Below are 21,893 nucleotides of genomic sequence, written 5' to 3'. Positions count from 1 at the left end.
CGGGCCTGCCCCGCCGGCCCGGCCATTCCCGCTGCCTTCCGGGGGCCGTCCCCCGCCCGATTCCAGAGGTTGAACCATGGCCACCGACGCCCTTCCCGCGTCCGCTGCGGCGCGCACGGTAAGGGTCGACCGCGGCACGGCGATTCAGGTCTTCGTCGCGGTGACGACCCTGGCGCTGGTGCTCTTTCCGATCCTTCCCGTCCTCTACCAGGCGGTGCTCGACAAGCCGCTCTACGACGCCGGCGCGAGCCTCTCGCTCACCAACTTCACCCGGCTGTTCGACACCCCGCAGTTCGGCGACATCGTCATCAACACCGCCTATTTCGCGGTCCTGACCACGGTCATCGCGCAGGGGATCGGCGTGGTGACGGCTGTGCTCGTCGGCCGCACCGACCTGCCGGGCCGGGCCTTCTTCGGCGAGATGCTGCTGTGGCCGCTCTTCCTGTCGCACCTCGTCATCGCGTTCGGCTGGTTCACGATGTACGGCCCGTCCGGCTACGTGACGCTGTTCGTGAGCGGGCTGACCGGGAGCGAGCCGTGGAGCCTCTACACCGTCACCGGCATGGGGATCGCCGCCGGGGCGGCGCAGGCGCCGCTCGCCTACCTCTACTGCATCGTGGCGACGCGCAACGCCGACCCGAACCTCGAGGACGCGGCGCGCACCGTCGGGGCCAGTCCCCTGCGCATCCTCACCACGATCACGCTGCCGCTGATGCGGCCGGCGATCATCTTCGGGGCGATCATGAACTTCGTGATCGCGATCGAGATGCTGTCGATCCCGCTGGTGTTCGGCGGACCGCTGCAGATCGAGCTCTTCACGACCTACCTCTACCATGAGGTGTTCGGGCAGGCGACGCCGGACTACGGCCTCGTCGCCGCCGCCGCGGTCGGCATGCTGGTGCTCGTCATCGGGCTGATGGTCCTGCAGGGCCGGCTGATGCGCAACAACCAGCGCTTCGTCACCGTCGGCGGCAAGGCGGCGCGGCCGCGCCGGTTCGCGCTGGGGCGCTGGCGCTGGGTCGCGTTCGGCGTCCTCCTCGCCTACGTCGTGCTGGCCATCGTCCTCGTCCTCGGCGGGCTCATCCTGCGGTCCTTCACGGTGATCCTGTCGCCGCTGATGCCGCTCTGGGACGTCCTGACCTTCGACAACTACAAGATGCTGGGCGCCTACCCGGTGTACATGCGCTCGATCTGGAACACGATCGCGATCGCGACCATCGGCGCGGCCATCGGCACCGGGCTGATCGCGCTGATCGCCATCGTCGCCAACCGCTCCGAATTCCGCTGGCGGCGCCAGCTGGAGCACCTCGCGGTGCTGCCGCGCGCCATCCCGGGCTTCATCGCCGGCATCGGCATCTTCTACGCGATGGGCCTGTTCCCGCCGCTCGGGTGGCTGCGCAACACGATCTGGCTGCTGGTCGTCGCCTACATCATGCGCTACCTGCCGACCGGCTACGGCGCCGTCTCACCCGCGCTGGCCCAGCTCGGATCCGACCTCGACCGCAGCGCCCGGACCGTCGGCGCGGACTGGTGGCGGACCTCGCGGTCGATCGTCCTGCCGCTCATCATGCCGGCGCTCTTCTCCTGCTACGCGCTGCTCTTCATCCACTTCCTCAAGGAATACGTCACCGCCGTGTTCCTGTACGCGCCCGGCAGCGAGGTGATCGGCACCACCATGCTGCAGTTCTGGAAGAACGGCGACAACGGCGCCGTCTCCGCGCTCGCCTCGGTGCAGATCCTCATCACGGTCGTGTTCGTCGGCCTGGCGCGCAAAATCCTCGGAGTGAAAATCTATGGCTGAGCTCGTGGTCAGCGGCCTGGTGCGCGCGTTCGACGACGTGCGGGCCGTCGACGGCATCGACTTCACCGTTCGCGACGGCGAGTTCCTGACGCTGCTCGGCCCGTCGGGCTGCGGCAAGTCGACGACGCTCGCCGCCGTCGCCGGGCTGGACCGGCCCGACGAGGGCCGCATCAGCCTCGGCGGAACGGTGTTCTTCGACGCCGCGTCGGGCGTCTTCGTCCCGCCGGAGCGGCGCGAGATCGGCCTGGTCTTCCAGTCCTACGCGCTGTGGCCGCACCTCACCGTGCGGCAGAACCTCGAATTTCCGCTCAAGCTCCGGCGCATCGGCCGGGCCGAGCGGGCGCGGCGGATCGAGGACGCGCTCGGCCTCGTCGAGATGACGCGCTACGCGGACCGCTACCCGCACGCCCTCTCCGGCGGGCAGCAGCAGCGTGTCGCCCTCGCCCGAACGCTGGTGTACCGGCCGGGCCTCCTGCTGCTCGACGAGCCGCTCTCCAACCTCGACGCCAAGCTGCGCGAGCGGGCGCGGACGTGGCTGCGCCACCTGCAGAGCCAGGTCGGCGTCACGACCGTCTACGTCACCCACGACCAGGCCGAGGCGCTCGCCCTGTCGGACCGGATCGCGGTGATGAACGGGGGCAAGATCGTCCAGCTCGCGGACCCGCGCACGATCTACGACCACCCGTCCGACGCCTTCATCGCCGACTTCATCGGCTCCAGCAATTTCCTCTGCGGCACGGTGCTCGGCAGCGACGGCGGCACGGTCCGTGTCGACCTCGGCGAGCGGCTGGAGCTGAACGCGCCCTCGCCGCGGCCCCTCACCCCCGGCACCCGCGTGCGCGTCTCCGTCCGGCCGGAGCAGATCGGTCTCGTCACGCCCTCCGACGCGAACGGCGCCAACGTGTTCGCGGTCGAGATCCTGGAGCGCACCTTCCTCGGCGCCCACAACACGCTCGAGGTGCAGGCCGGCGAGAGCCGCTTCCGCGTCGAGTGCCGAGCCGTCCCCGAGGGCAACCACATCCACGTCCACATTCCCGAAAATGCCGGCATCGTCTTCCCCCAGGCAGCCGACAACTGAGCGTCCCGAGGTAGCTTCATGGGCATCCATTCCCTCCCCTTCGAACCCGACGCACCCTGTCCGCTCGACGGTGTGAAGGTGCTCGACTTCTCCCGGCTCGTCGCCGGCAACATGCTGTCCCTGCAGCTCGCCGACTTCGGGGCCGAGGTGGTGAAGGTCGAGGTGCCGGGATCCGGCGACACGCTGCGCCACTGGCGCAACAACGGCGTCGACCTTCACTGGAAGGTCTATGGCCGCAACAAGAAGAGCATCACGCTGAACCTCAAGGCGGAGGGCGCGCGGGAGATGATCCTGAAGCTCCTGCCGCACTTCGACGTCATGATGGAGAGCTTCCGCTACGGCTACCTGGAGCGGATCGGCCTCGGCCCGGACGTCCTGATGGAGGCGAACCCGAACCTCGTCCTCGTGCGCGTCTCGGGATTCGGCCAGACCGGGCCGTACCGCACGCGTCCGGGCTTCGGCACCCTCGTCGAGGCCATGTCCGGCTTTGCCGCCAACAACGGCTTCGAGGACCGCGAGCCCGTCCTGCCGCCCCTCGCGATGGCCGACATGATCGCCGGTCTCTACGGCGCGATGGCGACCGTCATCGCCGTGCGCAACGTGGAGATGAACGGCGGCCGCGGGCAGGTGATCGACCTCAGCCTGCTGGAATCGATCTTCTCCACCCTCGGACCGGAAGCGGCGGTCCACACCGTCACCGGCAGGGTGCGCAGGCGCGTCGGCAGCGGCTCGGAATCGTCCTCCCCCCGCAATGTCTACGCGACCAGCGACGGCGGGTGGGTCGCCATCTCGGCCTCGACGCAGCGGATGACGGAGCGCCTGTTCGAGGCCATCGGCAGTCCCGAGCTGGTCCACGAGGCGCGCTTCGCCACCAACGCGGACCGGGTGGAGCATCGCGCCGAGGTCGACGCGATCGTCGGCGCGTTCATCGCCCGCCACACGCTCGCCGACGCGATCGCCTATTTCGAGGAGAAGGGGGTCACGGCCGCGCCGGTCTACAACATCGGCCAGTTCCTCGAGGACCCCCACGTCCAGGAGCGCGGCATCGTCGTCAACCTGCCGGACGCGGAGCTCGGCGAGGTGGCGACGCACAACATCACGCCGCGCCTCAGCGGAACGCCCGGCCGCTTCCGCCGCCCCGCCCCGCGGATCGGCGAGCACAACGAGGAGATCTGGTCCCGCGCCGGGTTCTCCGCCGAGGAGATCCGCGAATTCTCCGCCCGGGGCACGATATGAGCCCCGCCGCGCTGCCGGCGTGGCGCTCGCTGCTCTACGTGCCGGTCAACGTCGAGGCCTACGTCGCCAAGGCGCACCGGCGCGGGGCGGACGCCATCATCCTCGACCTCGAGGACTCGATCGCCGTCGGGGACAAGTGCGCGGCACGGCACCTGGTGCCGGACGCCGCCCGCCGGGCCGGGGCCGGCGGCGCCGACATCCTCGTGCGCATCAACCGTCCGCTGGAGCTCGCGGTCGCGGACATCGCGGCGGCGCTGGGCCCGGACGTCTACGGCTTCCTGCTGCCCAAGATCGACAGCGCCTCGCACCTCCGCCTCCTCGCCGAGGTGATCGACACGCGCGAGGCCGAGCTCGGCCTGCCGAGCGGGCATACCCGCCTCGTCCCCATGGTGGAGACCGCGGCCGCGTTCCCGCGTATGCACGAGATCGCGGCGGCGCACCCGCGCAACGTCGCGATGTCGCTCGGCGGCGAGGACTTCGCGCTGGCGACCGAATCCGAACCGGCGCCGGACGTCCTCCTCTACCCGAAGCAGCAGGTCGTGATCGCGGCGCGGGCGGCCGGCATCCTGCCGATCGGCCTCATCGGCACGGTCGCGGAGTACCAGGACACGGACGCGGTCCGCGAGATCGCGCGCCGGTCCCGCCGGTTCGGCTTCGCTGCCGGCTCGGGGATCCATCCCATGGTCGTCCCGGCGCTCAACGAAGGGTTCGGGCCCAGCGCGGACGAATGCGCGAGCGCCCGGCGCATCGTCGAGGCCTTTGCGGCGGCGGAGAAGGCCGGCCGCGGCTCCGTCGAGGTGGACGGCCGCATGGTCGACATTCCCGTCGTGGAGCGGGCCCGCGCCCTCCTCACGCGCGCCGAGCGGCTCGCGGAGCGGCACGCCGTCCCCTCCTGAAACGCCGTCCGCACGCGCCCGACACGGCCGGGCGCGATGCGCCGTGCCCCACCATCGAGCCCGGCCGCCGGGCTCCAATCCCGATCCAAGGACGAGCCATGACGCCGAACCGGACCTACCTCTTCGTTCCCGGCACCGAGGAGCGCAAGACAGACAAGGCGCTGGCCAGCGCCGCCGACGCCCTCATCCTCGACCTCGAGGACGCCGTCGCGATCTCCGAGAAGGCCCGCGCGCGCGACATGGTGCGCTCCCGCCTCGCTGACGTCGCGCCCGAGCGGCAAGTCTACGTGCGCGTCAACGACATCGAGACCGGGCTCACCGCCGAGGACATCCGCGCCGTGTGCACCGGCGGCCTCGCCGGCATCATCCTGCCGAAGGTCGAGGCGGCGGAAACGGTGCGCACCGTCTCCACGCTGATCGACCGGGCGGAGCGCAGCGAGGGGCTCGCTCCGGGTCAGATCCGCCTCAACGCGATCATCGAGACGGGGCGCGGAATCGCCCGCGCGGTCGACATCGCGACGGCCGGAGGGCGGCTCGAGGCGCTGATGTTCGGCGCGGCCGACTACACCGCCGACCTCGGCATCCCGACCTCCAACGTCGGCCCGCACATCACCCACGGGAAGATCGCGACGGTCGTCGCGAGCCGCGCCGGCGGCCTCGCCGCCCCCGTCGACACCGTCTTCTTCGACGTGACCGACGCCGAAGGCCTCGCCGCCGACTGCCGCGAGGCTAAGGCGCTCGGCTTCGCCGGCAAGGCGGTGATCCACCCCAACCAGATCGACGCCACGAACGCCGCCTTCACGCCGAGCCCGTCCGAGGTCGAGGCCGCGCGGCATCTGGTGAGCGCGTTCCGCGAGGCGGAGGCGCGCGGCCTCGGCGCTGTCACGGTCAACGGCAAGCTCGTCGACTACGCGATGCTGAAGGTCGCCGAAAAGACACTCGCGCTGGCGCGCTGAGCGCGGCGGTGCGAACCCTCGCGCGACGGGTGCGCCGCCGGCCCTCCTGCACGCCGGGCGGCGTCGCGGGTCACGGCGCCGGCACGATCCCCGGCATCGCCCCGATCCGCGCGGCGAGGAACTCGACCAGCAGCCGGACACGGGAAATCCCCGCCCGCTCCGGCACGATCAGCGTGTTCAGCGGCACGGAGGGCAGCGAGTAGGCGGGGAGGACCGCCTCGAGCCGGCCGTCGCGCAGGAGATCGTCCACCAGCCAGCGGTGGGCCGGCGCGATGCCGCGGCCGGCCGCCAGCGCCTCCCGCGCGCCGAGTCCATGGTCGACGCGGAAGCGCCCGCCGAAGGGCACCGCGTGGCTCTCTCCGTCCGGCCCCCGCAGGACCAGCCTTTCGCTCCCCTCGACGTTCGTCATCCGTATCCCCTCGTGGCCGGCGAGGTCCTCGGGGGCGAGCGGCCTGCCGTGCGCCGCGAGATAGTCCGGCGCGGCGACCAGCAGGCGTTGCGAGCGGCCGAGCGGACGCAGCTTCAGCGAACTGTCGGTCAGCGGCCCCAGCCGGAGGGCGATATCCGCCCCCTCCCTGACGAGGTCGATGCGCTCGTCCGTGAGGCTGAAGTCGACGCCGATGCCGGGGTAGCGGTCCTGAAACGCGAAGATCAGCCCCGCCACGTGGAGGATGCCGAGCGCTGCCGTGCAGGAGACCCGGACGGTGCCCGACGGCGCGCCGCCGGCCCCGCGCGCCTCGCTGCCGGCCTGCTCCACGAGCTGCAGGATCTGCAGGCAGTTGGCATAGTAGCGGCTGCCTTCGTCGGTCAGCGCCACGCGCCGCGTGGTCCGCGACAGGAGGGGGACGCCGACGGCCTCCTCCAGCTCCCGCAGCTGCCGCGACACCGTCGACTGGCCGACGCCGAGCTCGCGCCCCACCGCGGACAGGCTGCCCCGGTCGGCGATGCGGACGAAGGTCCGCATACGCTCAAGCGTGACGTTCGATATATCCATTTTCCAGCACGATCATATTCATTCCATCGAACTACCGCATGAAAAGTGGGCTGACTAGCTTCGAGGTCCGTTCCAACCGAGGGCCGCTGATCCATGAAAGTCCTGCTTGTCTACGCCCATCCCGAACCCCGCTCGCTGAACGGCTCGCTCCGCACCGTCGCCGTCCGGGAACTGGAAGCATCGGGCCACGAGGTCCAGGTGTCCGACCTCTACGCCGACGGCTGGAAGTCGCAGGTCGACCGGGCCGACTTTCCCTCCCTGTCACCGGACGAGCGCCTCGTGCCGGCCGCCGCCTCCGGGACGGATTTCGTCGCCGGGACGCTCACGGCGGACGTCATGAGCGAAATCGCCAAGCTGCACTGGGCCGACGCCCTGATCCTGCAGTTCCCGATGTGGTGGTTCGCGATGCCGGCCATCCTCAAGGGCTGGGTCGACCGCGTCTTCGCATACGGCTTCGCCTACGGCGTCGGCGAGCACAGCGACCGGCGATGGGGCGACCGGTACGGCGAGGGCACGCTCGCGGGCAAGCGCGCGATGCTGATCGTGACCGCCGGCGGCTGGGAGGAGCACTACGCCGAGCGCGGGATCAACGGGCCGATCGACGATCTCCTGTTCCCGATCAACCACGGCATCCTCTACTACCCGGGCTACGAGGTCCTTCCGCCGTACGTCGTCTACCGGGTGGACCGCTTCGACGAGAGCGGCTTCGAGCCCGTCGCCGAGGGGCTGCGTGAGCGGATGCGGACGCTGTTCACCTGCGCGCCCATCCCCTACCGCCGGCAGAATGGCGGCGACTACCTCATCCCGAGCATGCAGCTCCGCCCCGGGCTGGGGCGCCCGGATGCGACCGGCTACGCCCTCCACCTCGACGGGGACGGCGCCGCCCGCGAGGGGTGAGGCATCGCCGGAGGGGTGGGCGCGCGTCCGGCGCCACCCCTCCGGCAAAATTCGCGCGAAAGGGGGAGCGCCGCGGTCCCGGACCGTCATGACGGCGTATGCACGTCGGTCACATCAGCGCTGCGACCCCGTGTCGTTGACGCGTCCGCCGCTTCGGCCGATCCTTGCCGGCGTCTCGATGTACCGCCTCGAGTTCCCGACACACGCGCCGTTCGCTCCGAGGCGGCCACGCAAGAAGCGACTCCCCCCTGACCCAGCCATCCGCCGCCTCAATTCCCGCGAGCCCGCCCGGTCCGAGCGGGTGGATCGCTGTCGTCCTCGGCACGCTGCTCGTCACGCTCACGGTCTTCGTCGTCGGCGCCGAGTGGGGCGGCCCCGTTCTGCTGCGATGGGCCATCCCGCCGCTCATGATCGCCGTCATCGCGCTGCTGGCGGTGGTGGTGCCGGCCTCGCGGCGGATCTTCGTCTGGGTCGCGCTCGCGCTCACGGCGGTGCAGATCGCCGTCCATGACGACTGGATGGCGCAGACGGTGCACGGCCTCTCCGTGGCCGCGTTCGTCGCGGCGTTCTTCTCCGCGCTGACCACCCTGCGCCACGCCGCCCAGACCTCGCCGGCGATTGCGGCATGCGGGCGCTTCCTCGCCAACCAGCCGCCGGGGCGGCGCTACGCGGCGCTGTCGGTCGGCGGCCAGCTCTTCTCGCTGCTCCTCAACTACGGCGCCATCGCCCTCCTCGGGAGCCTCGCGGCGAGCAGCGCGCGCGAGGAGAAGGATCCGGAAATCCGTGCGGTGCGGATGCGGCGCATGCTCCTCGCCATCCAGCGTGCGCTGGTCGCGACCCTGCCGTGGTCGCCCCTCTCGTTCGCGGTGGCGATCTCGACCTCGCTGCTGCCCGGCACGTCGTGGTCGACGCTGGTGCTGCCGAGCTTCGTGTCCGGTCTTCTTCTCGTCGGCATCGGTTACGCGCTCGACACCATCTTCAAGCCGCGCGTCACTCGCGCGGCACCGCGACCGCCGAGCGAGGAAGGCTGGGGTGCGCTGCGCCCCCTCGTCCTGCTTCTCGTCACTCTCTTCTCGCTGGTGGCCACCCTTCAGATCCTGACGGGCGTGCGCACGGTGGGAGTCGTGGCCTCGGTGGTGCCGTTCGTCTCGGCGGGGTGGGTCGCCGCGCAGGCGAAGCGCGGCAACCGGATCCGCTACCTGAGGGAGCGGGCGCTGAACTACATGCGGCGCGACCTGCTCGCCTATCGCGGCGAGATCACGCTCCTCTCCATGGCGGCCTACATCGGCACCGTCGGATCGACCTTGGTCGCGGAGTGGCTGGCGTCGATCGGGACGGACCTGTCGCAGGTTCCGGCCGGTGTGATCCTGGTGGCTCTGGTGTGGGTGTTCACCTTCGCCGGCCAGGTGGCGATGAACCCCATCCTGACCGCGTCGATGATCCTGCCGCTGCTGCCCACCGCAGCCGCGATGGGGGTCTCGCCGACCAGCATACAGGTCGCGGTCACGGCGGGCTGGGCGCTGTCGGGCGCGAACTCGCCGTTCACGGCGACGACGCTGATCACCGGCTCCTTCGCAGGGACCAGTCCGTGGACCGTCGGCCTTCGCTGGAACGGCCTCTACAGCATCCTGTGCGGCACGGCCCTCTCCGTCTGGGTCCTCGTCTACGCCTTCGCCCTGTCCTGAGACACGCGTCCGGCCACGCCGGGCCCGCCCGCGTCTCGCGCCGCCGACGGGATTTTGCCTTGCAATGACGGCCGTGCACGATAAGGCGACACCGGATGTCACAATGGGCCGCCGGCGCATCGCGACGGCAACGCCGTTCGGTGCCGCCGGGGGTCGACGCGCGGCATTCAAGGACGATCTGTCGACCTGAGCATTCCGGGAACCGCCATCCGCCATGAAGACTCCGGACGGGCACCACCTGGCCCAATTCAACTGGGCCAAGCTGCGCTATGACTGGGACGACCCGAGGGTCGCGGAGTTCATCGACAACGTCGCCCGCATGAACACGATGGCCGAGCGGATGCCCGGCTTCGTCTGGCGCCATCTCAATGACCGCAGCGCGCTGAGGAAGCTGCGCCATGACGGTATCTTCGCCACCAGCAAGCGGTTCACGACGACGCTGTCGGTCTGGACGGACCTCGAGTCGCTGAAGCGCTACGCGTTCAAGACGGTGCACAGCCGCTTCTACAAGAGGCGGGGCGAGTGGTTCGAGCCGCACGACGGTCCGTACATCGCGTTCTGGTTCGTGCCCGAGGGTCATCGGCCCAGCATGGCCGAGGCGGTCGAGCGGGCCGAGCACATGCTCGCCCACGGCGACAGCGAGACGGCCTTCGGCTGGGCAGGCGTGGAAGCCCTCGCCGGAACCGAGCCGGCCGGTTGCCCGGCGAAGCAGGGTTTGCCGCAGGGATTGCAGGTGGTGCCGGATGCGGCCGGGCATGACCTCCGCACTCCGGGCGCAGCCAATACACCGGTACGCGCCCGAGGGACGCGCTAGCCGTCCGGCGCCCCCGAGCGCGTCGGCGGATAGCCTCGGATACCCGGCGGAAATCCGGTGTCGAAGCCCGGAAGCCGCACCCTGGTCGGGTCCCAGCCGGCCGCTTCGAGCGCGCCCGCGACCCAGAATCCGGTCGCGTTGGACAGGAGCTGATCGGATGTGCCGAAGGTATATTTGAGGCGCCTGACGAACGCCTCGATGTCGTCCGCATCCGTCGCCCCCCAGTCGCCCGGGATCGCGGGCGGCGCGGACGGCTCGATGGCCCGAATGTCGGCGAACGCCGCGTTGGAGGCGTCGAGCCGGTCGCGGATGCCCTGCCAGGCCTGATCGTAGTAGGTGAACGCCGCCTCGGGGAGCGGATCGGCCCCCACGTCGTCGCGCCGGTCGATGTAGGGCGCGACGAAGATGCGGCCCGGGTCGAGGTCCGCGCCACCGAGGCGCATGAGGAGGTCGATCCCCCAGTTCGTGCGCGCCGTGAGACCGGCCCCGTAGTTGTTGCCGACGAGCTGGAACACGACGATCCGCGTGTCGGACCAGTCGAACCGCCCGTCCGCCGCCGCCGCGCGCAGCCCGGACGCGATCGCATGGGCGTCCTGCAGGACCGCGAGGGCGAAGGTCGCGACCATCACGTTGTCGAACCCGATCGGGTAACCGTCCATCCCGGCGGTGAAGTAGCGCGCCCGCGCGTCGTCGGGGGTGAAGTCCGAGCCGTCGCCGGCGAGCCTGGCGGCGAGATAGGCGGTGGACAGGCGGCACGCGTAGTCGATCATGTCGCGCACCGCGCCGGTTCGGCCGGCCAGCGCCGGGGCGTCGGCGTCCCCGAGCCAGTCCGAGGCCGCGTTGACGCCGCGGAAATCGTCGATCCGCGTCATCAGTGCCTCGGCGAGGCGGCGCCACTCGTCCCCGCCGGCGGCGCGCATCGTCGCGAGGTAGGCGATCGCCGGACCGATGTGCGACACCGCCGTCAGCTCGTAGTTGCCGTTCCCGCGCATGGTTCGCGTGCCGATCCCGGCGATGAGGGCCCGGCTGGACCGGTCGTAAACGTAGAGACCGGACCCGGTGTAGAGGACGAGGGAGCCGCCGCCGGCCCGCGCGCCGGCCTGAAGCGTCTCGGTCAGCACGCGGGCGATCGAGGCCGGCCGCGAGCCCGGATAGATGTCGAACAGCCTCTGCGCGGCCTCGCCGGGCGTGTGCCCGCCGGGTGCGCGGGCGAGACCGGGGCGCCGCTCGTCGCGGTTGTCTGGGGGCATGTCGTCCGTCCCTCCGGAGGGCAAGACTAGCCTCGCCGGTTCGATGCGGGCAATCGCCATAGCATCGGCCGCGCCCGGCGGCGCTGGATGGACGGTGCTGGATGGACGGCGCCGGTGAGAGACGCGACCACCCCGCCGGACGCGGGTCCGGCGGGGTGGACACGTGTCAGGCCGCCATCCCCGCGGGGGACGGTGGCGCGGGGATCAGGACGCCTCGCTCGGCTGGGCCTGAAGGGCCGGCCGGCGAACGTGCTCCGGCAGCAGCAGGCCACACAGGATCGCGGTGAGACCGCCCGTGGTGATGCCCGAGCTGAAGATCTGCTTCCACAGCGGCGGCAGGAAGTTCAGCACGTCCGGGAGCAGCTGCACGCCGAGCCCCATGCCGACCGAGAGCGCGACCGTGATGGTGTCCTTCTTCGTCATGTGCTGGCTGCCGATGATGCGGATGCCGGAGACCACGATCAGGCTGAACATGACGAAGGTCGACCCGCCAAGCACCGGCCGCGGGATCTGCTGGAGCACCGCGCCGAGGATCGGGAACAGCCCGAGGATCACCAGGATCACGGCGATGTAGCGCCCGACGTGACGGCTCGCGACACCCGTCAGCTGCACCACGCCGGTGTTCTGGCTGAAGGTCGTGTTGGGGAAGGTCGCGAACAGCGCGGCCAGCAGGGAGTTCACGCCGTCGGCGAGAACGCCGCCCTTCACCCGCTCCTCGAACACCTTGCCCTCGGTCGGCTCTCCCGAGACCCGCGAGGTGCCGGTGATGTCGCCCATCGTCTCCAGCGAGGTGATGACGAACATGAACGCGATCGGGATGAAGGAGACCCAGTCGAACGCGAGACCGAACCGGAAGGGGATCGGCACCGAGACGATCGGCACGCCGCTGAAGTTGGGGGACGCGACGTTGCCGGTGAACAGCGCCAGCAGCGTGCCGGTGACGAGGCCGATGACGATCGAGCTGACGCGGATCATCGGGTTGGTCGAGAACTGGCAGCCGAGGATCACCGCGACGACGAACGCGGCGAGCATGACGTTCGTGCCGTTGCCGAAGTCGGCCGCGCCCACGCCACCGCCGATGTCGCGGATCGAGACGAGGATCAGGCTCATGCCGATCAGCACCACCACGCTGCCGGAGACCACCGGCGTGATGACCCGGCGCAGCCACGGCAGGGCATAGGCGATCCCGATCTCGATGAAGCTCGCGACGGCGCAGACGCCGAAGATCGTCGCCAGCACTTCCTCCGGCGTGGCGCCGCCCTCCTGGGCGATCTTGCCCGACGTGATCAGCGCGGCGACGAAGGCGAAGCTCGTGCCCTGGAGGCTGAGGAGGCCCGACCCGACCGGCCCGACCTTCTGCGACTGGATCCACGTCGCGCCGCCGGAGACGAAGAGCGACGTGGCGATGAGGTAGGGAACGTAGGGACCCAGGCCCAGCGCCGCGCCGATGACGATGGCCGGCGCGATGATGTTCACGAATGCCGCCAGCAGGTGCTGGGTGGCCGCCAGCAGGGCTGGCGTGAAGGCCGGCTTGTCCTCCAGCCGGTAGATGACGTCTTCGTGGTGCCGGTGCCGATGCGCCGCGTTGTCCTGCATATGCTTCTCCAATTCACCTTGGGTTTGCATCCGCAGGCAGAGTGTCAGAGGGGGCCCGTTCGAAGAATTGCTATGATTTTCGAGAGGCGGTGCAATTTGGGCAACGCCCCGCCTGACGCACTCACGCGACCCCCGAGCGGGCCTCGAGCGCGGCGGTGAGCTGGAGGGCGAAGCGGGCCGCCGCGACCGGGAGGGTCCGGCCGCGCATATGCCCCAGGATGAGGCTCGCGGGCGGCATGTCCCGCTCGGAGATGGCGCGGAAGACGAGGGACCCGTCGGCGGGGCTGCGCAGGCCGATCGGCACCTGAAAGCCGATCACCTTCTCATGCTGGACGTAGTGGCGGATCAGCTCGAAGCTCTCGGTCTCGACCACCGGATCGAGCCGCCGACCGACCTTGCGTGCTGCGAAATCGAGGAGGTGGCGCACGCCGTAGGAAGCTTCGGGGGCGATGTGCGGGTGGTTGAGGCAGTCGCGAAGACGAAGCTCCTCCTTCCCGGCGAGGGGATGGTCGGCCGGCAGGATCGCCATTACCGGCTGCGGCACGCAGGACAGGACCTCGAACTCGACCAGGTAGATCGGCTCTACCACGAGCGCGATGTCGCTCTGGAAACGGGCGAGCTCGACCTCGGCGCGCGCCCGGTCGCGCACGTTGACCGTGAACGTGACGCCGGGATGGTCGGCACGGTAGCGGGCGATCTGCTCGGGCAGGAAATAGGGGAGCATGGCCTGCGAGCAGGCGATCGCCACATGCCCGCGCCGTTCGCCGGAGAGGTCGGAGACCTGCCCCTGGACCCGCTTCAGCTCCGAGCGCGTCGCACGGAAGTAGTGCATCAGGAGCTCGCCCGCCGGGTTGAGCCGGACGCCGTTGGGAATGCGGTCGAACAGCGGCGCGCCGAACTCCTCCTCGAAGCCGCGGATGCGGCGGTTGAGGGCGGAGGCGGTGATGTTCATGTCCTCCGCCGCCTTGCGCATGGACCCTGCGCGGGCGACGGCCTCGATCAGTGCGAAGGTATAAAGGTGCCTCATCCGCTCCCCGCTGCCTGCGAAGCCTTGCCCGTTGCATTTTCTGCACCGCTTCGGCGCGATCTCAACCGTCTGGCGGTGCAGGGGTGCGCCGCGTCCGCGGTTCGACCGGAGGCACGATGTCCACGGCGGCGGCGAAGGAGGCGCACGCCGGTTCTCGCGCACCGGCCGCGTGGACCCGCGGGGCGGGCACCGCGGCGGCCCGGCCGATGTCAGCTTGCGGAGGTGAGCTGGCGAAAGTCGCTCGGGGTCAGACCGGAGAATTTCCGGAAGGCGCGGGAGAAGTGCTGCGGGTTCTCGTAACCCGCCATCAGCGCCACGTCGCTCACCTTGAGCGAGGCGTCGCTCAGCCATCCGCGTGCGAGGTCGAACCGGGCCTGCTGGACGGTCTCGGCGAAGCTCGTGCCGGAGTGCCGGAGGCGCCGTTGCAGCGTGCGCGGACTCATGCGGGCCATCTCCGCCGCCTGGGCGAGGCCGACCGGCCCCTCGGCCAGGTAGGGCTGGATCGCGGACCTGAGGGCCGCCGGAAACGTCCAGACCTCCGCTGTCTCGCCGCCGGGCAACTTCCCCCTCGCGCCGTCGGCGACAGAGTGCGGGTCGTCGCGCGCCGCCAGCGCCAGCGCCGCCGGCTCGACGAGGATGGACGTCAACCTCTGGCCGACCAGCACGCGCGTCCGGTCGAAGGCGCCGAGCGCCGCGTCCGGCACGCCGGCACGGGAGACGAACGTCATCTCCACGGGGGCCCAGCCCTGGCCGGCGACGCTCTGCACCACTGCGATCATCGCCTGCAGGTTCACCCATTCCACGATGCAGGCGTGGGGGTGCCCGGCGAGGCGCGGCATGCTGGTGTAGAGACGAAGGCGGCCACGGTCCCAGCGGACGCCCGCGGCGAGCGCGCTGTCCTCGATGGCGGCGAGGCGGAGCGCGCGGACGATCCGCTCGTACCCGCTCACTGCGGCCCCCAGCGATCCCTGCAGCCGCACGTCGAGCGACCCGAGCGACACGGCCCTCGACGCGAGGAAGCCCAGTTCCATCGGCGTCAGGTCGCGGCCCGTCTGCGCCATCCACGGCAGCGCGAGCGGCAGGCTGACGTAGGCGTCCGGCATCTCCTCGATCGCCCCGGGGAGCGCTGAGCGCGCGAGCGCGGATTCGACCGGGACACCGATCTCGCGGAAGAGGTCGAGGAAGAGGTGGAGGTGCGCCGCGCGAAAGATGAGGGGCACCGTCATCCGCGCCCTCCCCCGCCCGCCAGAGTCTCGCCGCCGAGACCGGCGTGCACCGTTCTCTCGCTCATCCGCCGCTGCTGCAAGATCGCTGCCCCCGATGCTTGAGCAATCCGGCCGACGCACGCGTCGACCGCACCATAACACGCCGGAAATGACACGAGTACCAACGCCCGATGGGGCGAGAGCCCCTCGTCATGCCCCGCCGGCGGCGCCGCGAACCGGGGGCCCCGCGCCGGGATCCGGACGTTGCAATGCCGCCCCGGTCGACACGGATTGACATTGCGCAAGGCACGGGCGGCAGGCCCGCCGCAGGATTGCGCATCCGTGTCCTGACCGGCCCGATGCGCCTGCGGGGGAACACCGATCGCCGCCGCTACCGCGAGGTCGGCGCGTCGTCCCGCACTGTCACACGCCGCACCGGCCGATCGGCACAGGGCCGGCCGCCGCGTCCGCAGGCGGTGAAGATTGGCGCGAAATGGTCAGGACTCGCGGTTGTGACGAAAGTAGCGTCGAGCCCGGAACGTTCTCGATCAGAAGGAACCCCGCCCATGCTCTCCCGACCATTCAGGCTCGGCACCGCCCTCGCGCTGCTCGTCGTGCCCGCCGCCTCCGCCCAGGTCTCCGACCAGGCCCTCGGGTCGATCTCCACGCCCGACAGCGTCACGACGCGGATCGGAACGCTGGCGTTCCGCGACGGCACGCCGAGCGCGGACACGGTCGCCGCCGTCTACGACAACCTCGACTTCACGTACGCCTTCCGCGCCTTCACCGACACCTTCAAGGGCGTCAGCGTGCAGGCCATCCGCGAGGGATTCCTCGCCGCGGGCGTGAAGGACAACGAGCTGCTCGTCTTCTCCGAGCTGATGGACTCCGAATCGCTCTTCCTCACGGCGAACGCGGACACGGTCTACTACGTCGGCTTCCTCGACCTCTCCGATGGCCCGATGGTGCTGGAGACCCCGCCGGACGCGCTCGGCACGATCGACGACATGTGGTTCCGCTGGGTGACCGACTTCGGCCGCCCGGGACCGGACCGGGGCGAAGGTGGCAAGTACCTCATCGTCGGGCCGGGCTATGACGGCTACCTGCCGCAGGACGGGTTCTACATCGCGCACTCCGGGACCAACCGTGTCGCGATCCTCGGCCGCTCCTTCCTGACCGACGACGACCCGGCACCGACGGTCGAGGTCATCAAGGCCCACACCAGGATCTACCCCTACGCGCCGGGCGGCGTCGGCATGTCGATTGCCCGCTACCTCGAAGGCGGGGTCCAGCTGGGCCGGAACGCGGAGCCCAGAACGCCGGTCTTCCACGAGGGCAGCGGCCTCGCGATCAACACGATCCCGCCCAGCGACTTCACCTACTTCGAGATGCTGAACACGCTGGTGCAGGACGAGCCCGCCACTGCGCTCGACCCGGAGCTGATGGGCCCCATCGCCGCCATCGGCATCCGGAAGGGCGAGGACTTCGCGCCGGACGAGCGGATGAAGGCCATTTTGACGGACGCCGTCGCGGTCGCCAACGCGACCGGGCGCACGCTCGGCTTTTCGCCGAGGGACCCCGACTGGTTCTTCTACGAGAATTCCCAGTGGTGGAACCCGCTGTTCGCGGGCGGCTACCTCTTCGAGACCCCGCTGCCCGAGATCACGCGGGACGGCGCCAAACCCTATCCCCCGACCGGCTACAAGCAGAACGACGCCCGCACCTCGTTTTTCTACATGGCGACCGGGATCACGCCCGCGATGGCGATGCGGCTGACGGGTGTCGGCTCGCAGTACCTCTTCGCCGCGAAGGACGCGGACGGCACGTTCTTCGACGGCGCGAAGACCTACAAGGTCACGCTGCCGAAGGACATTCCGGCCGAAGCCTTCTGGTCGTTCACGCTCTACGACAACCAGACGCGCTCGATGCTGAAGACGCCGCAGAAGTATCCGCGGGCCGGGAGCCAGAACTATCCGTCCCCCGCGGCCGAGGCGGCCGGGGACGGCTCGACGACGGTCTGGTTCTCGCCGGAGCAGCCCGAGGGCGTCGCGCGCGGCAACTGGGTCCAGACCGACCCGGACAAGGGCTGGGTCGTCATCCTGCGGCTCTACAGTCCCCTCGCCTCGTTCTTCGACAAGACGTGGCGCCCGACCGAGATCGAGGCGGTCGAGTAACGGCGGGCACGGCTCGGTTCGCCAGCGCGCCCGTCAGGCGGCGGGCGCGCCGGCGGTCTCGGGGCGCGGCGAACCGAAAGGGCTCTGCCTCCGCACGCATGGAGACGACATCGCCGCCGGTGCTGTCGGGAACGCCGGGCACCAGCATCTTCGGCGTGGCGCCCCGTATTCGTTGAGGGGCATCACCCAATATCCACGGTCAAACCGTGAAGGTGAACGTCAAGCCGTTCGGATCTTCTGACGGTTTACGTTCGGCTCGAAGGCCACCCCACATCACACGACACACGCCGATCCGTCCCTTCGGGCCACGGCGTCCGACCCTCCGATCGCCGCGATGGGGCGCTTTTTTTGGTCGCGCCGCTCGCCCCGGCCGCAGCGCTCGTCCTCCCGCCCGTCCACGGTCCCTCAACCGGCCGCACGCCGCGACGTTTCCGGGAATCCAGAGCGGATTTCGACGATTTCTCGGTCATCCAAATAGATTTCGCGGCGATTCCAATAGTCTCACCAGAGATCTGGTCGGAATCATCAGCAACATTGATCCCTGCGACCTTCGTACGCCCCGTGCCGAAAAACGCGCAAAACGACCGGTTTTTCGATTCCTCATCCTCAGAGAAAGTCCGCAGATCGCAGGGAGAAATGCGCAACATTGATATAAATTAACCGGTGGTCATTGAAATGTTGCCAGAGCCTGCTATCCCTCAAGCCCAACTGGAGAGTGACGGCACCGCGGGGGCTGGCGGAAGCCCGGCCGAGGAGCCTGAACGTTGTCGCCCGCGCGGCCCCCCGCGCCAAGGGCCGATGCGCCTCGCGCATGTCACGCTTCGAGACCCAACCGGTGCCGCCGCGGCGCGCGCAGCCTCGATGCTGCGCACGCCCTGGCGCCGGCAATAAGCGATGGAAGGAACATGCGAATGAACGAGGCCCTAACGGCTCCCCGCAACGCCGATCTCGAGCTCGACGAACAGCGTTACGGAGACGACCCCCTCGGCGACCGCGACACCGACCACTACCGCAACGAATACGTGATGGCGTTCGTCAACAAATGGGACGAACTCATCGACTGGGACGGCCGCGCCACCAGCGAGGGCCAGTTCTTCATCGACATCCTGCGCGCCCGTGGCAAGGAAAGCGTCCTCGACGTCGCGACCGGCACCGGGTTCCACTCCGTGCGTCTCGGCGAGGCGGGCTTCCAGGTCACCTCCGCGGACGGATCGGCCGCGATGCTCGCCAAGGCGTTCGAGAACGCCTCCGCGCGGGGCCGCATCCTCAAGACCGTCCAGGCGGACTGGCGCTGGCTCAACCGTGACATCAACGGCAAGTTCGACGCCATCATCTGCCTCGGCAACTCCTTCACCCACCTCTACGAGGAGTCCGACCGGCGCCGCGCCCTCGCCGAGTTCTATGCCGCCCTCAAGCATGACGGCGTCCTGATCCTCGACCAGCGCAACTACGACGCCATGCTGGACCACGGCTTCACGTCCAAGCACAAGTTCTACTATTGCGGCGACAAGGTCACCGCCGAGCCCGAGTATATCGACGACGGTCTCTGCCGCATGAAGTACGCCTTCGACGACGGGCTCAGCTACACGCTGAACCTGTGCCCGATCCGCAAGAACTACGTGCGACGACTGCTGCACGAAGCGGGCTTCCAGCGCGTGCGGACCTATGGCGACTTCCAGGAGACCTACAAGGAGAACGAGCCGGACTTCTTCATCCACGTCGCCGAGAAGTCGGCGGTGCGCATCGGGAAGTGGGGCGGCACGCTCGCGGAGGGCGAGGTCGACATCCGCGAGGCGACCGAGGACTACTACGACTCGGACGACGCCGACACGTTCTACTCCACCATCTGGGGCGGCGAGGACCTGCACGTCGGCCTCTACGGCGCCACGCGGGACATCCGCTCGGCGAGCGACGCCACGGTCGACCGGATGATCGACAAGCTGACCCTCGGCGAGGGCCAGCGGGTCGTCGACTTCGGCGCGGGCTACGGCGGGGCCATGCGCCGTCTCGTCCAGCGCACCGGGGCTGAGGCGGTCTGCCTCAACATCTCCGCCACGCAGAACGACCGCAACCGCAACCTCGTGCGCCAGGCGGGCCTCTCGGACAGGATCACCGTCAAGCACGGCGTCTTCGAGGAGGTGCCAGAGGAGGACGCCAGCGCGGACGTCGTCTGGAGCCAGGACGCGATCCTGCACTCATCCGACCGCGCCAGGGTGATGGCCGAGGCGCACCGCGTCCTGAAGCCGGGCGGCCTGCTGATTTTCACCGACCCCTGCCAGGCGGACGACGTCGCGCCGGGCGTGCTTCAGCCGGTCTACAACCGCCTGAACCTCCCCGACCTCGGCTCCTTCCGCTTCTACCGCCAGGCGGCCGAGGCGGCGGGCCTCGTGCTCGTGGAGCAGGAGGACCTCACCGGGGACCTGCGCGCCCACTATGCCCGCGTGCGCGAGGAGTTGCTGGAGAACGCTGACCGTCTGCGCGACCTCGGTGTGTCGGCGCAGTACATCGATTCCATGAGTGTGGGCCTCGCCCACTGGGTCGACGCGGCGGACGCCGGCAATCTCGCCTGGGGCATCCAGATCTTCCGCAAGCCCTGAGACGCAAGGACGGTCGGCCCCCGAGGCCGGCCGTCACGAGGTACCATCGCCGCCGGCCGCATCCGGAGGCGAAAGCGGCCGGCCGGACCCGGTCTCCCTCCGGGCACTCCGGCCGCCCCCGAGGTGGCGCCGGCGATGCCGATCCGGCCCTCCCGCCGACCCGGCGGATGCGCTCGGACGTCCGCGCCGCCATCGGTTGTTCGGCGCAGGTGCTCAAATCGGTTCAAGGCATCGTGAACTGCTCTGACGGCCCGCGACCGAGCCGGCGCCCGCCCCGCGGACGCCGGCAATTTGCACTGGGGTCGCCCGGAAACGGCGGCGTTTCCTCTGCCCGGCGGCAAGCATTCGGAATTCTCTATTCCATTCCGAGGACTGTCAGCACTCGAAGGCTCTCATTCCTGGAATAGACGCGGCGCATCATCGAAGATGTCCGCTCAAACCCGCCGCGTCGTCCCGGTCCACCCGACGAATTGCAGCCTTGATGCAGTGTTTTGGCCGATGGGCCATGCGTTACGGCCGGATCCACGAAGGAGTGGCGAGGTGCCGTTCGGCATTGTGGAGAATAGCGCGGCCGTGATCCGGCCGGATGGCTATCACTTCCACGTCACTTGCTCCATTCTGCATCATATGCGTACATTCACCGCACATAGACGCGACACATCGCTCGAATCCCAAGGAGTCGATGCGAGCGTATAAGTTTTGCATTTTGGAGACACAATCGGTCCCGATTTCAACCTGCGATGCGACTACAGGCTCAGCGCTGTAGCACTTAAAGTTTATTCTCTGGCACGGCCAGTTACCCTCTCCCTCGGACGGTAATTCGTGAGATTTGTTTCGATACTGACGCTCATCTGGTTGAGCTCGATAACCGATGGGCGGGCGACTCCCGATTGCACCATGAATCTGACTGAAGCGACCATCATCAGCGTGGCCGGGTCTGTCCATCAGCCCGGCCAGCGCAGCGGCGACCTGACCGAGCTGCTGCGCGGCAACGCCGGCGCCCCGTTCACGACGTTCGCCCTCGCCGTCGACGCCGCCCTGCGCGGGATCGCGGCGGACAAGCTCTGCGCCGACGGCGCGGCCTCGCCTCCCACCCTCGACGTCACCTTCGTCGAGTTGGCGCTGATGACCGACGAAGCCGGCCGCGCCGCCACGCGCGAGGCCCTCTCCCGTGTCGCCGGCGCCTACGCCGACGCCTCGATCGACCCCGGCGAACGACGCCTCAGCGCGACGGTGGTATGGAGCCCCCGGCAGATGCTGCAGGACCAGATGGCCCTCGCCGGCATGCCCGTTCCAGCCGATCCGCTGCCGCTGCTGCGGGCGGACTTCGACGCCATGGTGAAGGCCTACGCCGAGACGGCCCTCACCCTTCCGCCCGACGAGAAGGCCGCCGCGGCCGAGCGGCTCAGCCCCGCCCCGCCGGCCGACCTCGCCGCGCTCATGATCGCCAGCCCGCAGACGCGGCGCCTGCCGTTCGACAGCTCCGTGCTGGCGACGACGGAGCGCCTCATCGCGGCGAGCCAGCCCGGCTACGCGGCGGTCACCATTCTGGCCGTCGAGCGCGCGCTCGGCGGCGACGCAACGCCAGTCGGCGGCATCCTCGACATCGACGACGACGCCGTCCGCAGCCTCTACCGAGGCGACTGGACCTTCAACAAACCGACGACCACGAAGTAGGGACGAACCA

General features: G+C 69.7%; 16 protein-coding genes. 11 read left to right on the top strand and 5 right to left on the bottom strand.

Annotated elements, in window-relative coordinates; translation table 11 throughout:
• Positions 1–76: 76 nt before the first annotated feature.
• The 5 genes from DLJ53_RS10610 (at position 77) to DLJ53_RS10590 (ending at position 5,967) form a co-directional block, all read left to right on the top strand.
• A complete protein-coding gene (locus tag DLJ53_RS10610; protein ID WP_111345016.1) occupies positions 77–1,801 on the top strand; it encodes an ABC transporter permease in 1,725 nt (574 codons plus the stop codon).
• A complete protein-coding gene (locus DLJ53_RS10605; protein ID WP_111345014.1) occupies positions 1,794–2,879 on the top strand; it encodes an ABC transporter ATP-binding protein in 1,086 nt (361 codons plus the stop codon). Before DLJ53_RS10610 ends, DLJ53_RS10605 begins: the two co-directional genes overlap by 8 nt.
• 18 nt (positions 2,880–2,897) lie before the next feature.
• Positions 2,898–4,115, top strand: coding sequence for a CaiB/BaiF CoA transferase family protein (locus DLJ53_RS10600; protein WP_111345013.1), 1,218 nt, complete (start codon positions 2,898–2,900; stop codon positions 4,113–4,115).
• The gene (locus tag DLJ53_RS10595; protein ID WP_111345011.1) at positions 4,112–5,011 is read left to right on the top strand and encodes an HpcH/HpaI aldolase/citrate lyase family protein; all 900 of its coding nucleotides are present in this window, start codon (positions 4,112–4,114) and stop codon (positions 5,009–5,011) included. Before DLJ53_RS10600 ends, DLJ53_RS10595 begins: the two co-directional genes overlap by 4 nt.
• 98 nt (positions 5,012–5,109) lie before the next feature.
• Positions 5,110–5,967, top strand: coding sequence for an HpcH/HpaI aldolase/citrate lyase family protein (locus tag DLJ53_RS10590; protein ID WP_111345010.1), 858 nt, complete (start codon positions 5,110–5,112; stop codon positions 5,965–5,967).
• Positions 5,968–6,037: 70 nt separating this feature from the next.
• On the opposite strand, the gene DLJ53_RS10585 is transcribed toward DLJ53_RS10590, so the two are convergent.
• Entirely contained in the window at positions 6,038–6,961 is a 924-nt protein-coding gene (locus DLJ53_RS10585) for a LysR family transcriptional regulator (protein ID WP_111345008.1), read from the bottom strand.
• 93 nt (positions 6,962–7,054) lie between these two features.
• Between DLJ53_RS10585 and DLJ53_RS10580 the strand changes: the two genes are divergently transcribed.
• The 3 genes from DLJ53_RS10580 to DLJ53_RS10570 all read left to right on the top strand — a co-directional run bounded on the left by DLJ53_RS10580 (position 7,055) and on the right by DLJ53_RS10570 (position 10,357).
• Complete coding sequence (locus tag DLJ53_RS10580; RefSeq protein ID WP_111345007.1) at positions 7,055–7,858, top strand: NAD(P)H-dependent oxidoreductase; 804 nt, start codon at positions 7,055–7,057, stop codon at positions 7,856–7,858.
• Positions 7,859–8,265: 407 nt separating this feature from the next.
• Positions 8,266–9,543, top strand: a complete 1,278-nt coding sequence (locus tag DLJ53_RS10575) for a hypothetical protein (protein ID WP_211100573.1) — start codon at positions 8,266–8,268, stop codon at positions 9,541–9,543.
• 214 nt (positions 9,544–9,757) lie between these two features.
• The gene (locus DLJ53_RS10570; RefSeq protein WP_111345005.1) at positions 9,758–10,357 is read left to right on the top strand and encodes a DUF3291 domain-containing protein; all 600 of its coding nucleotides are present in this window, start codon (positions 9,758–9,760) and stop codon (positions 10,355–10,357) included.
• Here the strand turns inward: DLJ53_RS10570 and DLJ53_RS10565 are convergent.
• The 4 genes from DLJ53_RS10565 to DLJ53_RS10550 form a co-directional block, all read right to left on the bottom strand.
• Positions 10,354–11,607 (bottom strand): DUF5624 domain-containing protein, encoded by a 1,254-nt coding sequence (locus tag DLJ53_RS10565; RefSeq protein ID WP_111345004.1) that lies wholly within the window; start codon positions 11,605–11,607, stop codon positions 10,354–10,356. The two genes, DLJ53_RS10570 and DLJ53_RS10565, sit on opposite strands and share 4 nt — an antisense overlap.
• 204 nt (positions 11,608–11,811) lie before the next feature.
• Positions 11,812–13,203 (bottom strand): uracil-xanthine permease family protein, encoded by a 1,392-nt coding sequence (locus DLJ53_RS10560; RefSeq protein WP_111345002.1) that lies wholly within the window; start codon positions 13,201–13,203, stop codon positions 11,812–11,814.
• Positions 13,204–13,324: 121 nt separating this feature from the next.
• A complete protein-coding gene (locus tag DLJ53_RS10555; protein ID WP_111345000.1) occupies positions 13,325–14,230 on the bottom strand; it encodes a LysR family transcriptional regulator in 906 nt (301 codons plus the stop codon).
• Positions 14,231–14,439: 209 nt separating this feature from the next.
• Entirely contained in the window at positions 14,440–15,456 is a 1,017-nt protein-coding gene (locus DLJ53_RS10550; protein WP_111344998.1) for a helix-turn-helix transcriptional regulator, read from the bottom strand.
• A gap of 545 nt (positions 15,457–16,001) precedes the next feature.
• Here DLJ53_RS10550 and DLJ53_RS10545 point away from each other — a divergent pair.
• The 3 genes from DLJ53_RS10545 (at position 16,002) to DLJ53_RS10530 (ending at position 21,883) form a co-directional block, all read left to right on the top strand.
• A complete protein-coding gene (locus tag DLJ53_RS10545) occupies positions 16,002–17,609 on the top strand; it encodes a DUF1254 domain-containing protein (protein ID WP_111344997.1) in 1,608 nt (535 codons plus the stop codon).
• Between the two features lie 911 nt (positions 17,610–18,520).
• Positions 18,521–20,206 carry a glycine/sarcosine N-methyltransferase gene (locus tag DLJ53_RS10535; RefSeq protein WP_111344994.1) on the top strand — a complete coding sequence of 562 codons (1,686 nt, stop codon included), beginning with the start codon at positions 18,521–18,523 and terminating at the stop codon, positions 20,204–20,206.
• An 897-nt stretch (positions 20,207–21,103) separates the two neighbouring features.
• Positions 21,104–21,883 carry a hypothetical protein gene (locus DLJ53_RS10530; RefSeq protein ID WP_111344992.1) on the top strand — a complete coding sequence of 260 codons (780 nt, stop codon included), beginning with the start codon at positions 21,104–21,106 and terminating at the stop codon, positions 21,881–21,883.
• The last annotated feature ends 10 nt before the right edge of the window (positions 21,884–21,893 follow it).

Origin of the sequence: Acuticoccus sediminis (genome assembly GCF_003258595.1) — a bacterium.
Classification (GTDB): Bacteria; Pseudomonadota; Alphaproteobacteria; order Rhizobiales; family Amorphaceae; genus Acuticoccus; species Acuticoccus sediminis.
Note: the sequence above shows the minus strand (reverse complement) of the source record. Positions and strands in the feature narration are given on the sequence as shown.